The 15,274-nt window shown below is 64.0% G+C and carries 15 protein-coding genes; 10 read left to right on the top strand and 5 right to left on the bottom strand.

The window, feature by feature from the left end:
* Nucleotides 1–176: 176 nt before the first annotated feature.
* Nucleotides 177–641, top strand: a complete 465-nt coding sequence (locus tag RGM2987_RS02995; RefSeq protein WP_245138633.1) for a DUF3859 domain-containing protein — start codon at nucleotides 177–179, stop codon at nucleotides 639–641.
* Between the two features lie 244 nt (nucleotides 642–885).
* On the opposite strand, the gene fabB is transcribed toward RGM2987_RS02995, so the two are convergent.
* From fabB to RGM2987_RS02970, 5 genes are all read right to left on the bottom strand, one after another.
* Entirely contained in the window at nucleotides 886–2,106 is a 1,221-nt protein-coding gene (gene fabB / locus RGM2987_RS02990) for a beta-ketoacyl-ACP synthase I (protein ID WP_245138632.1), read from the bottom strand.
* Nucleotides 2,107–2,117: 11 nt separating this feature from the next.
* Complete coding sequence (gene fabA / locus RGM2987_RS02985) at nucleotides 2,118–2,633, bottom strand: 3-hydroxyacyl-[acyl-carrier-protein] dehydratase FabA (RefSeq protein ID WP_003179264.1); 516 nt, start codon at nucleotides 2,631–2,633, stop codon at nucleotides 2,118–2,120.
* A 248-nt stretch (nucleotides 2,634–2,881) separates the two neighbouring features.
* Nucleotides 2,882–4,786, bottom strand: a complete 1,905-nt coding sequence (locus RGM2987_RS02980) for an ATP-binding protein (protein WP_245138631.1) — start codon at nucleotides 4,784–4,786, stop codon at nucleotides 2,882–2,884.
* Nucleotides 4,783–5,715 (bottom strand): ABC transporter substrate-binding protein, encoded by a 933-nt coding sequence (locus RGM2987_RS02975; protein WP_245138630.1) that lies wholly within the window; start codon nucleotides 5,713–5,715, stop codon nucleotides 4,783–4,785. The genes RGM2987_RS02980 and RGM2987_RS02975 overlap by 4 nt, the downstream gene beginning before the upstream one ends.
* Nucleotides 5,716–7,839 carry a TonB-dependent receptor gene (locus tag RGM2987_RS02970; protein ID WP_245138629.1) on the bottom strand — a complete coding sequence of 708 codons (2,124 nt, stop codon included), beginning with the start codon at nucleotides 7,837–7,839 and terminating at the stop codon, nucleotides 5,716–5,718.
* Between the two features lie 199 nt (nucleotides 7,840–8,038).
* On the opposite strand from RGM2987_RS02970, the gene RGM2987_RS02965 reads away from it, so the two are divergent.
* The 9 genes from RGM2987_RS02965 (at nucleotide 8,039) to pyrF (ending at nucleotide 15,152) form a co-directional block, all read left to right on the top strand.
* Nucleotides 8,039–9,064, top strand: coding sequence for an NAD(P)H-dependent glycerol-3-phosphate dehydrogenase (locus RGM2987_RS02965; RefSeq protein WP_245138628.1), 1,026 nt, complete (start codon nucleotides 8,039–8,041; stop codon nucleotides 9,062–9,064).
* Nucleotides 9,065–9,094: 30 nt separating this feature from the next.
* Entirely contained in the window at nucleotides 9,095–9,442 is a 348-nt protein-coding gene (locus tag RGM2987_RS02960) for a DUF4389 domain-containing protein (RefSeq protein ID WP_245138627.1), read from the top strand.
* Nucleotides 9,439–9,891, top strand: coding sequence for a phosphohistidine phosphatase SixA (gene sixA, locus RGM2987_RS02955; RefSeq protein ID WP_245138626.1), 453 nt, complete (start codon nucleotides 9,439–9,441; stop codon nucleotides 9,889–9,891). Before RGM2987_RS02960 ends, sixA begins: the two co-directional genes overlap by 4 nt.
* Before the next feature lie 45 nt (nucleotides 9,892–9,936).
* Nucleotides 9,937–10,380: a hotdog fold thioesterase gene (locus RGM2987_RS02950; protein ID WP_245138625.1), complete on the top strand. Its 444-nt coding sequence runs from the start codon at nucleotides 9,937–9,939 to the stop codon at nucleotides 10,378–10,380.
* A gap of 301 nt (nucleotides 10,381–10,681) precedes the next feature.
* Nucleotides 10,682–11,476, top strand: coding sequence for an alpha/beta hydrolase (locus RGM2987_RS02945; protein ID WP_245138624.1), 795 nt, complete (start codon nucleotides 10,682–10,684; stop codon nucleotides 11,474–11,476).
* On the top strand, nucleotides 11,473–12,324 hold the full coding sequence (locus RGM2987_RS02940) for an alpha/beta hydrolase (protein WP_245138623.1): 852 nt from the start codon (nucleotides 11,473–11,475) through the stop codon (nucleotides 12,322–12,324). Before RGM2987_RS02945 ends, RGM2987_RS02940 begins: the two co-directional genes overlap by 4 nt.
* Nucleotides 12,325–12,453: 129 nt before the next feature.
* A complete protein-coding gene (locus tag RGM2987_RS02935; protein ID WP_245138622.1) occupies nucleotides 12,454–13,272 on the top strand; it encodes a DUF4892 domain-containing protein in 819 nt (272 codons plus the stop codon).
* A 62-nt stretch (nucleotides 13,273–13,334) separates the two neighbouring features.
* The gene (locus RGM2987_RS02930) at nucleotides 13,335–14,372 is read left to right on the top strand and encodes an AI-2E family transporter (RefSeq protein ID WP_245138621.1); all 1,038 of its coding nucleotides are present in this window, start codon (nucleotides 13,335–13,337) and stop codon (nucleotides 14,370–14,372) included.
* An 81-nt stretch (nucleotides 14,373–14,453) separates the two neighbouring features.
* On the top strand, nucleotides 14,454–15,152 hold the full coding sequence (pyrF, locus tag RGM2987_RS02925; protein WP_245138620.1) for an orotidine-5'-phosphate decarboxylase: 699 nt from the start codon (nucleotides 14,454–14,456) through the stop codon (nucleotides 15,150–15,152).
* The last annotated feature ends 122 nt before the right edge of the window (nucleotides 15,153–15,274 follow it).

The following is a 15,274-nucleotide window of genomic DNA, read 5'->3' as shown; positions in this document are numbered from 1 at the left end:
GGAGCTTGCTCCCGCTGGGCTGCGCAGCAGCCCCGGGCTTTCTGCGGCTGCTGCGCAACCGAGCGGGAGCAAGCTCCCTCGCCACGGGTTAACGATGCAGAGGTAAAAGCGGTTTTGTCATCAGCCTGTCACCCCCGCGTCATACCCTCGCGCTCATCTCAATCAAGGAGCGCACTATGCACCTCACCCGTTCAAGCGCACTGGTCGCGCTGTTGTTGACCTGCGGCCTGGCGCAAGCCGAAGTCCGTGTCGAAGGCCCGGTGGAATACGGCGTTTTTGAAGGGCCGCAAGCCGAGCTGCAATCGGGGGAGCGGGTCCTGCGTCGCAGCAACGAGCAGATCCGCCAGACCGAAACCGTACCGGCAAAGCTGGGCACCAAATTCGGCATGCGCTATCAGTTGGCGGGCAAGGTCGCGGACGACCAGCCATTGACCCTGCTGTACTTCACCCCCGGCATCCGCACCCCCGACGGCGTGCGCCACGACAAATTCGAAGTGGTGCAGAAACTGGTGCCGGGTGCGCCCCAGGATGTGATGGCCTACGAATTCACCGAGAGCCATGAAGTGGTGCCGGGGGAATGGCGATTCATGGTGTTCCAGGGTGATCGGTTGCTGACGCAACAGCGATTTGTGGTGCGCTGATCCCCATCCACCGCCTATCACAGTGTGGGAGCGGGCTTGCTCGCGAAGGCGGAATGTCAGTCAGCATATTTGTAGCTGATGCACCGCTTTCGCGAGCAAACCCGCTCCCACAGGGAATCAGTGGTGAACACCCATGCTGTGAATACACCCCTTCCCACAGTGGGGATTGCGGTGAAATTCAGCAGGCATAAAAAAACGCCCCGAACCAGTCGGGGCGTTTTTCTGTGTGGCGTAGCGGCGGGGCTTACTTGCCCTGCCAGCGCTTCAGCACCAGGGTGGCGTTGGTGCCGCCGAAGCCGAAGCTGTTGCTCATCACGGTGTCGATGGTGGCGTCTTCGCGAGTCTTGGTCAGGATCGGCAGGTCGGCCACTTCCGGATCCAGCTCGTCGATGTTGGCCGAACCGGCCATGAACTGGCCTTCCATCATCAGCAGGCAGTAGATCGCTTCGTGAACGCCGGCGGCGCCCAGGGAGTGACCGGACAGGCTCTTGGTGGAGCTGATGGCCGGTGCCTTGTCGCCGAAGACTGCACGTACGCCTTTCATTTCCGCGACGTCGCCGACCGGAGTCGAGGTGCCGTGGGTGTTCAGGTAGTCGATCGGCGTGTCGACGGTGGACATGGCCATCTGCATGCAGCGGATGGCGCCTTCACCGCTCGGGGCAACCATGTCGTAGCCGTCGGAAGTGGCGCCGTAGCCGACGATTTCCGCGTAGATCTTCGCACCACGGGCCAGGGCGTGTTCCAGCTCCTCGACCACCACCATGCCGCCACCGCCGGCGATGACGAAACCGTCACGCTTGGCGTCGTAGGCGCGGGAGGCCTTGTCCGGGGTTTCGTTGTACTGGGTGGACAGTGCGCCCATGGCGTCGAACAGGAACGACTGGCTCCAATGTTCTTCTTCGCCGCCGCCGGCGAAGACGATGTCCTGCTTGCCCAACTGGATCTGCTCGACAGCGTTGCCGATGCAATGAGCACTGGTGGCGCAGGCGGAGGAGATCGAGTAGTTGACGCCCTTGATCTTGAACGGCGTGGCCAGGCAGGCCGAAACGGTGCTGCCCATGGTCCGCGTGACGCGGTACGGGCCAACGCGCTTGACGCCTTTGTCGCGCAGGATATCCAGCGCTTCCATCTGGTTCAGGGTCGAGGCGCCACCGGAGCCGGCGATCAGGCCGGTACGCACGTTGGACACTTGCTCCTCGGTCAGGCCGGAATCGGCGATGGCGTCTTTCATGGCCAGGTAGGCGTAGGCCGCCGCGTGGCCGACGAAACGGTAGATCTTGCGATCGATCAATTCTTCGAGGTTCAGGTCGATGGAGCCGGAAACCTGGCTACGCAGACCCATTTCGGCGTATTCCGGATTGAACCGGATGCCCGGGCGACTTGCACGCAGGTTAGCGGAGACGGTCTCTTTGTCATTGCCCAGGCACGAAACGATGCCCAGACCAGTGATAACGACGCGGCGCATGCGGATAACCCTTAGAAGTTGTCAGTGGAGGTGAAAACGCCGACCCGAAGGCCCTCGGCGGTGTAGATCTCGCGACCGTCGACAGTGACCGAACCGTCGGCGATGGCCAGGTTCAGCTTGCCCTTGAGGACGCGCTTGATATGAATGTTATAGGTGACTTTCTTCGCGGTCGGCAGCACCTGGCCGAAGAATTTCACTTCGCCCGAACCCAGGGCGCGACCGCGACCTGGCAGGCCCTGCCAGCCGAGGAAGAAGCCGACCAGTTGCCACATGGCATCGAGGCCCAGGCAGCCCGGCATCACCGGATCGCCTTCGAAATGGCAGGCGAAGAACCACAGGTCCGGAGTGATATCCAGCTCGGCGACCAATTCACCTTTGCCGTACTTGCCACCCTCTTCGCTGATCAGGGTGATGCGATCCACCATCAGCATGTTCGGGGCGGGCAGTTGCGCGTTACCTGGGCCGAACAGCTCACCGCGACTGCAGCGCAGCAGATCTTCCCGGGTAAAGGCGTTTTGTTTGGTCATGCGAGCTCCTCAATAGTCCCATGCGGCAGGGTGGGGCAAATCTTCCCGGTCGCTCGAAGCGTTCATGCCTCGAAGCGACAGCCTACTCATAGACTATTGCGTTGTAGTGAAAGTCACAGCGCACAGGAAATGAATGTACACCTGTGCACTGAAATTTTAATCAAGCTTCCGGTGAAGGCTTGTTTGGGTGCCTAAGACTGCCGCACTTTCGCCTTTCACGCCAGTCGCAGATCGTCCAATGGCCGGTACTAACTCACCCAGCGCTGCAGAATCTGCTGCAGTTCCAGCCTTTTGAACGGTTTGGCCAAGTAATCGTTCATACCCGCCTCGAGACAAGTTTCGCGGTCGCCCTGCAAGGCGTTGGCGGTCAAGGCAATGATCGGCACATCGGTGCAGCCGGGCAGTTGGCGGATTTGCCGGGTGGCTTCGTAGCCATCGATGATGGGCAACCGGCAGTCCATGAGGATCGCTTCGAAAATCAGGCTCTCGGCGCTGCGCACGGCTTGGGCGCCATCGGTGGCGACGCTGACGGTGAACCCCAGGCTGCGCAGCATGGCTTCGATCACCGTCTGATTCACCGGATTGTCCTCCACCAGCAGGATGTTGCGACCTTCGCCGTCGCCGCTGCCGGCCAGTGCGCGTGGCACCGGGACGGGCGGCGGCATTTGTCGCGACAGGGCCAGCGGGATTTCCAGGGTGAACACCGATCCCTGGCCTTCCTCGCTCTGGGCCCGCAGCGTACCGCCCATGCGTTCGGCCAGGGTGCGGGCGATCGGCAGGCCCAGGCCGGTGCCGCCGTAGCGCCGGGAAATCGAGCTGTCGGCCTGTTGGAAGGCGTCGAACATCCGGTCCAGGCTTTCGGTGGCGATGCCGATGCCACTGTCACGCACGGTGCAGGTGAACCACAGCAGTTCGTGGTCCAGGGCCTGCCACTGGCATTGCACGGTGATTTGGCCTTGCTCGGTGAATTTCAGCGCGTTGCCGATCAGGTTGACCAGGATCTGCCGGATCCGCGTCGGATCGCCCTGGACCTGCAAGGCCTGCATGTCGTCCGGGATCAGCAACTCCAGGCCCAGCTTGCGCTGTGCGGCGCTGTGCTGGAACGACTGGGCGCAACTGCCCACCAGTTCGGCCAGGTTGAACGGGATGTGCTCGAGTTCCAGGGCCGAGCGTTCGATGCGCGAGAAGTCGAGGATGTCGTTGATCACCTTCAACAGGTGCTCGGTGGACTCCGAAGCCAGCGCCGTGTATTCGTGCTGTTCGTCGGTCATGCGCGTGGTTTCCAGCAGTTGCAACATGCCCAGCACGCCGTTCATGGGCGTGCGCAGTTCATGGCTCATCATCGCCAGGAACTCGGACTTGGCACTGTTGGCTTTCTCCGCTTCCTCCCGGGTCTGGATGAGTTGCGCCATGGCCTGGTGCTGCTCCCGGCTGGCTTGCTGGAGGCCTTCGGCCAGGTTGTTGATGTGCCGCGACAATGCCCCCAGTTCACCGTCGTCGACGATGGGCAGCGGCGTGCTGTAGTCGCCTTGCTGGATCGCCTTGACCGCATTGCCAATGTCACGGATCGGTCGGGACAGGTTGGACGCCAGCCGCCGCGCCACCAGAAAGGTGAACAGCAGGGCGAACAGCGCCAGGATCGCGGCCTTGAACAGGATTTCCTGCTGGCGCTGGCTGAACGCGTCGTTGGACATGCCGACGATCACCCGGCCCAGGTAGTCCTCGACCGGCGCCTCGATGGCGGTACTGTTGCCTTGCAGGAAATCATTGTTCAGCGCAATGCGTTGCAGGCGCACCGGGGCCTGGAACACTTCGACCTGCTGGGAGCGGCTGCGGGTCTGCTCGGGTTGTTCGACGTACACCAACACCTTCCCGGTGCTGTCCTGGACTTCCAGAAAGCGCACGTGAGGCGTCGCCAGGGTCGCGGTGAGCAGGCTCTCCAGGACCTCGTTGTTGCCGGAGATCACTCCGTATTCCGTGGCGGGGGCCAGTTGGTTGGCGATCAGTTGCCCGGTGTGATTGAGCTCCTGGCGCAGGTCCTGGATCCGCACGAAGGTAAAGAAGCTGATCAACAGCACGGTCAGCAGCAACGCCGGGCCGAGGGCGATGAGCTGGGTGCGGGTGTTGATGTCCCAACGGCGACGCAAGGTCATGGGCGTTGTTCTCCTTCGGCCAGCATTGCCGCGACGGATTCGGCTTCGATCGGTTCGATTCCCAGTGAGCGGGCAACCTGGCGGTTGCCCAGGACTTTGAAGCGGGTCGGATAAAGGGTGCGCGGCCAACTGGCGGCGGGGCGGTCGAGCAGTTCGTCGAGAATCGCCAGCCAGTCTTCCTGGTCGCTGTAGGTGCTGGCCAGGCTGCCGGCCTTGACGAACGCAGCGCTCGGGCCGATCAGCGCGCGTTGCCGGGCGTAGCTGCTGAGCAACAGGTTCTTCACGGTCTTGGGGTTGTACAGGTCGGGGTCATCGAGGCCCAGCAGCACATCGCTCTGGCCCAGCAGGTTTTGCAGGGGGCGGCTGTCGCTGGTGTCGTCCCAGCGCTCGGCGACGATCTCCAGGGCCAGCGGTGCCGCGGCCTGGCGAATGTCCTTGAGCAGGAATTCGCTGTGCCGGTCGTACAGCACGCCGACCCGCCGCACTTGCGGCAGGATCGTGCGGACCAGCCGCAATTGCCGCGCCACCGGCGGGTCGCTCCACAGCAGGCTCAGGTGCTCGGGCGTGGCGTCACCGAGGCGCTCCCGAGCCTGCTGGCGACTGATGCGCAACACCAGGGTGGCCGGTCCGCGGGCATCCTGCAGGCGCCAGTCGAGGCTGGGCAGGTCAAGCAGGATCAGGCGGACATTGCTGGGCAACTTGCCCGGCGCCGGCAGATTGGCCAAGGGCGTGAATCGCACCTCATCTTCGGGCCGCAGCGCCTTGAGCGCCTGGGTGAAGGACTGCACGCCGGGGCCATCCTCGGCGCCAGCCAGCAGAATGTCGGCGGCGCGGGCCTCGAACATCGCCAACCAGCCGGCCAGCACCAGGCATAGCACCAGCGGCAGGCGGCCATGCAATGGCGTCTTGCGCGATTGGCCCCGGGACATCTAGAAGGACAACTCCGCGCTGAAGTACAGGGTATGGCGCGAGTCGTAGCGGTTGTCGATGAACGTGGTGGGTTGATTATCCAGGCGCTCTTGCAGGATGCCGGCCAGCTCCAGGCTCGCCTTGCCCAGGGGGATGCGCCGGGCGAGGCGGGTGTCGACCCGTTCGAAGCGATAACCGTTGATGGCATCGGCGGCGTAGTAGAACACCGCGCTGTTCCAGCCCTGGCCCCAATCCCGCAGCCAGCCGGCCGAACCACTGTTGCGGGCGGTCAGTTGTTCGTCGAGCGGGTTGCTGGCCTTGGCATCGACGTAGGCATAGGTCAGGCGCAGGCGGTCGGCGCTGGTGATGCGCCAGTCGAACTGGGTCTCGGCACCGGAAAACTCTGACTGGGCGCTGTTGCTGGCGATGTACTGATTGTTGCGCAGCGGCTCGCTGATCATGCCGGTGATTTCGTCATGGAACAGCTTCACGTCCACTGCCAGGCCCAGGTCCATGAAGAAACCGTTGTAGCCCAGTTCCCGGGAGCGCATGTGTTCCTGCTCCAGGTCGCCCGGGCCACGGGTCTGGACGAAGTAGCGGGCACTGCGCTGGCCGAACGCGGCGGGTTGCAGGTTGGTGACCTGGTAGCTCCAGTTGACGTTGTTCTCGAACATGTCCGGCGAACGCACGGCTTCGGAGTACACCGCCCGCAGGCCATGGCGCGGGGTGATCAGGTAGTTGACCGCGACCCTCGGGGTCAGCGAGCTGCCGGTCAGGCGGGTGTCTTCGAACATCGCGCCGCCTTGCAGCAGCCAGTGTTCGCTGGCCCGCCATTCGAGCTGGCCGAACAGCCGCCAGGTGGTGTCGTCCACGGTGCCGTTGAAATAGGTCTCGGAGTCGGCCCGGTCGTAGCGATAGTTCGCCCCGGTGACTAGGCGCAGGCTGTCGGACAAGCTGAGGGTGTCCTGGATTTCCAAGTCGTAGCGCGACTCCCGGGCGCTCTGGTCGATGTCTCCGCACAGGGTTCGCGAGGCACCGTTGCGCCACTGCTCGAGCACCTGATTGCCCAGCGCCTGCTCTTGCGCGGTGCCGGGCGGCGCGCCGGTGCCGGTGAAGCTGGGCATATTGCGCGCCAGCTTCTCGGCGTAATAAGGGTTGAGTTGCCACAGGTCGGTCAGTTGTGGGCTGAAGGACACTTCGGCGTCACAGGCACGCCAGGTCTGCTGGCGATCCCAATGCTGGGCCGAGCCCTGTACATAAAGGCTGTGGTCGGGGTTCAGGTCCAGGTTCCAGCGCAAGGAACCGGCATAGTCCTTGGCGATGACGTCGGAGTTATCCCCAGCGGCGGTAATCCCGGCAAACACCGGATGGTAGGTATAGGGCCGCTGATTGGTCCCGTCCTTGGCGTTCAACTGCCAATCGATGCTTTGTTGCTCGTCGAGGGTCTGGCTGACGGACAGGTTGAAGCGATTCAGGCGGCGGCTGTCGCGGTAGTCGGCGCCGTTGCGGTCGCTGTCAAAACCGTCGTCTTCCTGGCCGGACAATGACAGCCGCAGGTCGCCGCCGTCCCAGCCGCTGCCCTGGCTGGCGTACCAGTCGCTGATGCCGCGCTGGCCCCGGGTGATTTTCATCCGGGTGCCATGACTGTCGGCGGGTGCGCGGGTGATGATGTTGACCACCGCCATCAGTGCATTGGCGCCGTAGCTGACGGTGTTGGGGCCGCGGAAGACTTCAATTCGCTCGATGTCTTCCATCGCCACCGGGATATCGCTCCAGTCCACCGTCGCCAGGCCGGCGCGGTACACCGAGCGGCCATCGATCAGCACCTGCATGCGCCGTGCTTCGCTGGCATTGGTGCCGTGGTAGTTCACGGCGGCCTGATTGCCGCTGATATTGCCGACCATCATGCCCGGCACCAGGCGCAGCAGTTCGCTGATGTCCCGGGCGCCGCTGGACTTGATCAGCTCGCTGTCCAATACCGTCATGCTGCCTGGCACCGCCGCCGGCGATTGCTTCAGGCGCGTGGCCGTCAGCACTTGCGGCAACGGCTGGCTGTCGACAAACAGGTCATCGGCCAGCACTGGCGGGCTGATGATCAGCGCCAATAGCAGCGACGAACCTGGACGGAGGGGGCCAACTGACACGGCACAGCCTTTGATAATGGAAGAATGGCGGGCATGTTAACTGAGCTGAACGACTTTTCCATTCACGTTGACGGCATTTTCCTAGGAATTGATAGTCAGCTTCCTACAGCCGTGGGTAATTTTTTCCGGGGCTGGTCGCGCTCCGGCCGCTCCGTATAATGCCCCGCATTGCCACTTGGTATGGATGAACGGATTGCATATGACTGAACAGCGCCCGATTGCGGTCCTGGGAGGCGGGAGTTTCGGCACCGCCGTGGCCAACCTGCTGGCCGAGAATGGCCTTGTAGTGCGCCAATGGATGCGCGACCCGGAGCAGGCCGAGGCTATCCGGGTCAACCGCGAGAACCCGCGTTACCTCAAGGGCATCAAGATCCGCCCGGAAGTGGAGCCGGTCACCGATTTGCAGGCGACCCTGGAGGGCAGCGAGCTGTTTTTCGTCGCCTTGCCGTCCAGTGCCTTGCGCTCGGTCCTGGCCCCCCATGCCGAGCGCTTGAGCGGCAAGCTGTTGGTAAGCCTGACCAAGGGCATCGAAGCCCAGAGCTTCAAGCTGATGAGCGAAATCCTCGAAGAAATCGCGCCCAAGGCGCGGATCGGCGTGATCTCCGGGCCGAACCTGGCGCGGGAGATCGCCGAGCACGCGCTGACTGCCACCGTGGTCGCCAGTGAAGACGAGGAGCTGTGCCAACGGGTCCAGGCCGCGCTTCATGGCCGCACCTTCCGGGTCTACGCCAGCGCCGACCGTTATGGGGTGGAGTTGGGTGGAGCGCTGAAGAACGTCTACGCGATCATCGCCGGCATGGCGGTGGCGCTGGGCATGGGCGAGAACACCAAGAGCATGCTGATTACCCGGGCCCTGGCGGAAATGACCCGATTTGCCGTGAGCCAGGGCGCCAATCCGATGACCTTCCTGGGACTGGCCGGAGTGGGCGACCTGATTGTCACCTGTTCTTCGCCCAAGAGCCGCAACTATCAGGTCGGTTTCGCCCTCGGCCAGGGCCTGAGCCTCGATGAAGCCGTGTCGCGCCTGGGAGAAGTCGCCGAGGGCGTGAACACCCTCAAGGTACTCAAGGCCAAGTCCCAGGAGGCGGGCGTGTACATGCCGCTGGTCGCCGGGCTGCACGCGATTCTGTTCGAGGGGCGCACGCTGGAGCAGGTCATCGAGCTGTTGATGCGGGGCGAACCGAAGACCGATGTCGATTTCATTTCCACCAGCGGTTTCAACTGAACCGTTATTGACCGCGAGCAGGAGCGAGCCATGAACGATCCGAAAGGGCAACCCCAATACGAGTCCATCCTGCTGCGTGTGCTGTGGATGGTGATCTACCTGCTGGTCTGGCAGGTGGCGCAATTCATCCTCGGCGCCGTGGTGCTGGTGCAGTTGATTTATCGACTGATCTACGGCGCCCCCAGCGCCAGCCTGATGAATTTCGGCGACAGCCTGAGCCAGTTCCTCGCGCAGATCGGTCGTTTCGGCACGTTCCACAGCGACCAGAAACCCTGGCCGTTCGCCGACTGGCCAACCCCACGCGCACCGGAAGGCGAAGCACCGCACGCCGTGGCACCGGCGCCGCACCCGGCCCGCGACGAAGAGCCGAAGTTATGAAACTGTGGATATTGCGCCATGGCGAAGCCGAGCCTTACGGCGCTCGACCGGATCCTGAGCGGGCCTTGACCGCCCACGGCCGCGAAGAGGTGTTGCGCAGCGCCGCCGGATTGATCGGCCAGCCGCTGCTGGCGATTTACGCCAGCCCCTACCGGCGCGCCCAGCAGACCGCACAACTGGTGCGCGAAGCGCTGGGGTTCGAGCCGGAACTGGTCACGGTGGACTGGCTGACGCCGGACACCCGGCCCCAGGCCGTGCTGGAACACCTCGGGGACCAGGGCGAGGTGTTGCTGGTCAGCCATAACCCACTGGTGGGCAGCTTGCTGGGCTTGCTGCAACACGGCCATCTGCAACAACCCGAACAAGTGAAGACCGCCGGCCTGGCCGAGCTGGAAGGCGAGCTGCCGCTGGCCGGGGCAATGACGCTCAAGGGCCTGCGTCACCCATGAGGTGACACAATTGAATGCGACAAAAACAACAAAGGAAGGGCAACGATGAGTCTGTGGCGCACCACCCCCACCATCGAACAACTGAACGCTGCTGGTAAAAACACCATCAGTGAAGTGCTGGACATTCGTTTCGAGTCGTTCGACGACGAGTCCCTGACCGCCAGCATGGTGGTCGACCACCGCACCCACCAGCCGTTCGGCCTGTTGCACGGCGGCGCTTCGGTGGTGCTGGCCGAGACGGTCGGGTCCATGGCTGCCTACCTGTGCGTGGACACCAGCAAGTTCTATTGCGTGGGCCTGGAGATCAACGCCAACCATCTGCGCGGCGTACGCAGCGGACGGGTCAGCGCCACCGCCCGGATGGTCCACCTGGGCCGTACCACCCAGGTCTGGGACATCCGCCTGACCAACAACGACGGCAAGGTCAATTGCGTATCACGCCTGACCATGGCTGTGGTGCCACTGGGCGAGCAGCCGCCGGCGCGTTGAGGTTTCGTGGCTGCCGAAGGCCGTATGGCTGGCAAAATCCCGTGGCGAGGGAGCTTGCTCCCGCTGGGCTGCGAAGCGGCCCTAAACCCGCCAACGCGATCTCCCTGGCACGACGCGTAGCGTGAAGTAAGGCCTGCTGCGCAGGCCAGCGGGAGCAAGCTCCCTCGCCACAGCGCGCGCCATGGACGACGGCAGCCCCATAGCCCAACCCCGCCTGTCATCATTCCTGTCACTTACGGTCATTGCCGCGCCGATGGCTTGTGCGGACAATCAGCCGCAGTTCCCCAATGGATCGGCTGTCATGTCGCAACAGGTATTTTTCGCCCACGCCAACGGTTTTCCATCAGCCACCTATGGCAAGTTGTTCGCCGCGCTGGCGCCGCAGTACGCAGTCGCGCACCTGGAGTTGCACGGGCATGACCCGCGCTTTCCAGTGGACGACAACTGGCACAACCTGGTGGACGAGCTGATCCACCACCTGGAGCAGCAACCGGCCCCGGTGTGGGGCGTCGGCCACTCCCTGGGCGGCGTGCTGCATTTGCACGCGGCCTTGCGTCGTCCGCAGTTGTACCGGGGCGTGGTCATGCTCGATTCACCGGTGCTGACCCGCGCCGACCAATGGGTGATCCTGGCCGCCAAGCGCCTCGGTTTCATCGACCGCCTGACCCCGGCCGGGCGGACCCTGGGGCGGCGCGAAGAGTTCGCGGACCTGGCGGCGGCCCGGGAGTATTTCGCCGGCAAGACCCTGTTCCGTGGTTTCGATCCGGATTGCTTCGATGCCTATCTGCAACATGGACTGCAGCAAGACGGTGACCGACTGCGGCTGCGTTTCGACCCGGCCACGGAAATCAGCATTTATCGCGGCGTACCCCACACCAGTCCCGGACGGGCGCGCAAGCTCCAGGTGCCGCTGGCGGTGGTGCGCGGGCGGCAGAGCCGGGTGGTAATGCGTCATCACACCCGTTCGGTGGGCCGCATGCCCCAGGGCGAGGCACTGAGCATGCCCGGCGGTCATATGTTCCCGCTCGAGCGTCCGCAGGACACCGCCAACCTGCTCAAGGACCTGTTCCAACGCTGGGAAGGGCGCAGCGCATGAGCATGGTCGAAGAGGTCCGCCTGAGCCTGCCCCATATCGAACTGGCGGCGCATCTGTTCGGGCCGGAAGATGGCCGGCCGGTGATCGCCTTGCACGGCTGGCTGGACAACGCCAACAGCTTTGCCCGACTGGCTCCACGCCTGGAAGGCCTGCGGGTCGTCGCTCTGGACATGGCCGGCCATGGTCACTCCGGGCACCGGCCGCCCGGCGCCGGCTATGCCCTGTGGGACTACGCCCATGACGTGCTGCAAGTTGCCGAACAATTGGGCTTGAAGCGTTTCGCGCTGCTGGGGCACTCCATGGGGGCCATCGTGTCGCTCGTGCTCGCCGGCTCCCTGCCGGAACGGGTGACACACCTGGCGTTGATCGATGGGTTGATTCCTCCTACAGCCAAAGGCGACAACGCGGCCGAGCGCATGGGCATGGCGCTGCAAGCGCAGTTGGATTTGCAGCACAAACGCAAACCGGTCTACAAAACCCTTGAGCGGGCCATCGAAGCGCGTATGAAGGGTTTGGTAGCGGTGAGCCGCGAGGCCGCCGAGTTACTGGCCCAGCGCGGCCTGATGCCGGTGCCCGGTGGATACACCTGGCGCACCGACAACCGTCTGACCCTGCCGTCGCCTTTGCGCCTGACCGATGAGCAGGCCATGGCATTCGTGGCCCGGATCAATTGTCCTGCGCATCTGCTGGTGGCAGCCGAAGGCATGCTTGCCCAGCACAAGGCTATGCTGGAGCGTCTACCCTTCAGTCATGAGCAACTGCCAGGCGGGCATCATTTGCACTTGAACGACGAGACCGGCGCCGCGCTTGTAGCAGACTGTTTCAATCGGTTCTTCAGCGATTCTTGACTTGCGCCGGGCAACTGTCGAGGCTGGGCGGGTTGAAAGGGAGACAACCATGACAGATCTCTGTTTATTCGCCTCACGCTGCGTCGATGCCACCCGCTGTGTCCAGGCACCCTGGGCCAAGCCGATCCAATGAAATCATCCATCCGTTCATTCGCTTTGTTGATGCTGGCCTGTGCCAGCCCGGCGTCGTTCGCCGCCGATGTGTCCGGCAGTCGTGACCTGGAGCGGGTGCCCCGGGTGCCCGACGCGCAGATTGTCGATTATCGGCAAATCAGCGACCTGGAGCGGGTCTACCCCATGGGCTCGATCCGCAAGATCAGCGGCCAGTTGCGTTTCGACGGCCAGGTCGACGGCCGCGGCAATCTCACGTCGGTAACCTATGAGCTGCCGCCTGAGCATTCGGCGACCCAGGGTTTCACGGCGGCTCGCGAAGCACTGCAAAAGCAGGGCGCCGAGCTGTTGTTCTGGTGCCAGGCCCGTGATTGCGGCGAGAGCAGCCTGTGGGCCAACGAAGTGTTCGGCAACGCCAAGCTCTACGGTGACGACAATGGGCAGGCCTACCTGTTGCTGCGCCTGGCGCCGCCGGCGGACAACACGCTGATGGCGCTATATGCCATTACGCGTGGCAATCGCAAGGCCTACCTGCACGTCGAGCAGTTCGAGGCCGGCGCACCGCTGGGCGACGTGCTGCCGACCTCGGCTACGCTCCTGCGCCAGCTCAAGGACACCGGGGTGCTGGATTTGCCGCGCCTTGCCGGTGCGCCGGACGACACCTGGGTGCGTCTGTTGTCCCGGGCGCTGAACCTGGACACAGGCCTGCGGGTCAGTATCGCCGGGCCCAACGCCGAGGCTTGGCTCCAGGCGCTGGCGACCCAGGGTGTGCGGCTGGCGCGCATGGAGACTGCCGGCGGCGATGCGGCGGGTCTGCATCTGGAATTGCTGCGCTAAGCTGATGCGGGGCGACGGGTTCCACGCCGTTGCCTCGGCCCTGTTCATTTCCGAGACCTTACATGCTCAATAACGATCGGCTGTTGGTGCAGATTCTGCTTCTGGTGTTGTTCGGCGCCAGCCTCTGGGTGATGGCGCCATTCTGGTCGGCGCTGTTCTGGGGCGCGGTGCTGGCGTTCGCCAGTTGGCCATTGATGCGTCTGTTGACCCGCTGGCTCAACGGCCGCGAATCTTTGGCGGCGGCGCTGCTGACGGTAGGCTGGATGCTGCTGGTGGCGGTGCCGCTGGTATGGTTGGGTTTCAACCTGGCCGATCATGTGCGCGACGCCACGACCTTCATCAAGGACGTGCAGGTCGATGGCCTGCCTGACGCTCCGGTCTGGCTGGCCGGTTTGCCGCTGGTGGGTGGACGATTGGTGGCAATCTGGAACAGCATCGACCAGCAGGGCGCGGCGATGATGGTGTCCATCAAACCGTACCTGGGGCAGGTCGGCAACTGGCTGCTGGCCCGCAGCAAGCAGATTGGCGGCGGCATGCTCGAACTGACCCTGAGCATCGTGTTCGTGTTCTTTTTCTATCGCGACGGCCCGCGCCTGGCGGCGTTTGTCCACGGGTTGCTGGAGCGTCTGATCGGCGACCGCGCCGGTTATTACATCGAATTGGTGGCCGGTACGGTGCAACGGGTGGTCAACGGCGTGATCGGCACCGCGGCGGCCCAGGCCTTGCTGGCACTGATCGGCTTCCTGATCGCCGGGGTACCGGGGGCCTTGGTCCTGGGGATCGTCACCTTCCTGTTGAGCCTGATTCCCATGGGACCGCCCCTGGTCTGGATCCCCGCCACGGCCTGGCTGGCCTGGAAGGGTGAGTACGGGATGGCGGTGTTCCTCGGTATCTGGGGCACGTTCATCATCAGCGGCGTGGACAACGTGCTCAAGCCCTATCTGATCAGCCGCGGCGGAAACCTGCCGCTGGTCATCGTGCTACTAGGCGTGTTTGGCGGCCTGATCGCCTTCGGCTTCATCGGCCTGTTCATCGGCCCGACCTTGCTGGCCGTGGCATACAGCCTGTTGACCGACTGGAGCAAGAGCCAGGCACGGTAGTTTTACCGATTACCGGGTCCCGCAAGGGCACCGGTTCCGCTACAATGCGCGCCGATTTCGACCTTGCCTGAGAGCCCGCTCATGTCCGCCTGCCAGACGCCCATCATCGTCGCCCTGGATTTCCCTACCCGTGACGCCGCCCTGAAGCTGGCCGACCAGTTGGACCCCAAGCTGTGCCGGGTCAAAGTCGGCAAGGAACTGTTCACCAGCTGCGCTTCGGAAATCGTCGGGACCTTGCGCGACAAAGGTTTCGAAGTGTTCCTGGACCTGAAATTCCACGATATCCCCAACACCACCGCGATGGCGGTCAAGGCTGCGGCCGAGATGGGCGTGTGGATGGTCAACGTGCATTGCTCCGGGGGCCTGCGCATGATGGCGGCCTGCCGCGAAGTGCTGGACCAGCGTAGCGGCCCGCAACCGTTGCTGATCGGCGTCACCGTGCTGACCAGCATGGAGCGCGAGGACCTGGCCGGGATCGGCCTGGACATCGAGCCCCAGGAACAAGTGCTGCGCCTGGCGGCGCTGGCGCAGAAGGCGGGCCTGGATGGTCTGGTCTGTTCGGCGCTGGAAGCCAATGCTCTGAAGACGGCGCACCCTTCGCTGCAACTGGTGACCCCGGGCATTCGCCCGGCGGGCAGCGCCCAGGACGACCAGCGGCGCATCCTCACCCCGCGCCAGGCCCTGGACGCCGGTTCCGACTACCTGGTGATCGGCCGTCCGATCAGCCAGGCGGCCGACCCGGCCAAGGCCCTGGCAGCGGTGGTGGCCGAACTGGCCTGAGGCAGATCAAATGTGGGAGCGGGCTTGCTCGCTAAAGCGGTGTGTCAGCCGCCATCAATGCTGACTGACCCGCCGCTTTCGCGAGCAGGCTCGCTCCCACAGGTTCGCGCCAGGCATCATAT

The sequence above is a fragment of the Pseudomonas sp. RGM2987 genome (assembly GCF_022952855.1).
GTDB lineage: Bacteria > Pseudomonadota > Gammaproteobacteria > Pseudomonadales > Pseudomonadaceae > Aquipseudomonas.
This window is presented reverse-complemented; position numbering and strand designations above follow the sequence as displayed.

Coding starts and splice junctions, on each gene's coding strand:
- RGM2987_RS02975 (WP_245138630.1), bottom strand. CDS start 5,715: ATGTCCCGGGGCCAATCGCGCAAGACGCCATTGCATGGCCGCCTGCCG.
- sixA (WP_245138626.1), top strand. CDS start 9,439: ATGAAACTGTGGATATTGCGCCATGGCGAAGCCGAGCCTTACGGCGCT.
- RGM2987_RS02980 (WP_245138631.1), bottom strand. CDS start 4,786: ATGACCTTGCGTCGCCGTTGGGACATCAACACCCGCACCCAGCTCATC.
- RGM2987_RS02930 (WP_245138621.1), top strand. CDS start 13,335: ATGCTCAATAACGATCGGCTGTTGGTGCAGATTCTGCTTCTGGTGTTG.
- RGM2987_RS02940 (WP_245138623.1), top strand. CDS start 11,473: ATGAGCATGGTCGAAGAGGTCCGCCTGAGCCTGCCCCATATCGAACTG.
- RGM2987_RS02960 (WP_245138627.1), top strand. CDS start 9,095: ATGAACGATCCGAAAGGGCAACCCCAATACGAGTCCATCCTGCTGCGT.
- RGM2987_RS02950 (WP_245138625.1), top strand. CDS start 9,937: ATGAGTCTGTGGCGCACCACCCCCACCATCGAACAACTGAACGCTGCT.
- RGM2987_RS02995 (WP_245138633.1), top strand. CDS start 177: ATGCACCTCACCCGTTCAAGCGCACTGGTCGCGCTGTTGTTGACCTGC.
- RGM2987_RS02965 (WP_245138628.1), top strand. CDS start 8,039: ATGACTGAACAGCGCCCGATTGCGGTCCTGGGAGGCGGGAGTTTCGGC.
- fabA (WP_003179264.1), bottom strand. CDS start 2,633: ATGACCAAACAAAACGCCTTTACCCGGGAAGATCTGCTGCGCTGCAGT.
- pyrF (WP_245138620.1), top strand. CDS start 14,454: ATGTCCGCCTGCCAGACGCCCATCATCGTCGCCCTGGATTTCCCTACC.
- RGM2987_RS02935 (WP_245138622.1), top strand. CDS start 12,454: ATGAAATCATCCATCCGTTCATTCGCTTTGTTGATGCTGGCCTGTGCC.
- fabB (WP_245138632.1), bottom strand. CDS start 2,106: ATGCGCCGCGTCGTTATCACTGGTCTGGGCATCGTTTCGTGCCTGGGC.
- RGM2987_RS02945 (WP_245138624.1), top strand. CDS start 10,682: ATGTCGCAACAGGTATTTTTCGCCCACGCCAACGGTTTTCCATCAGCC.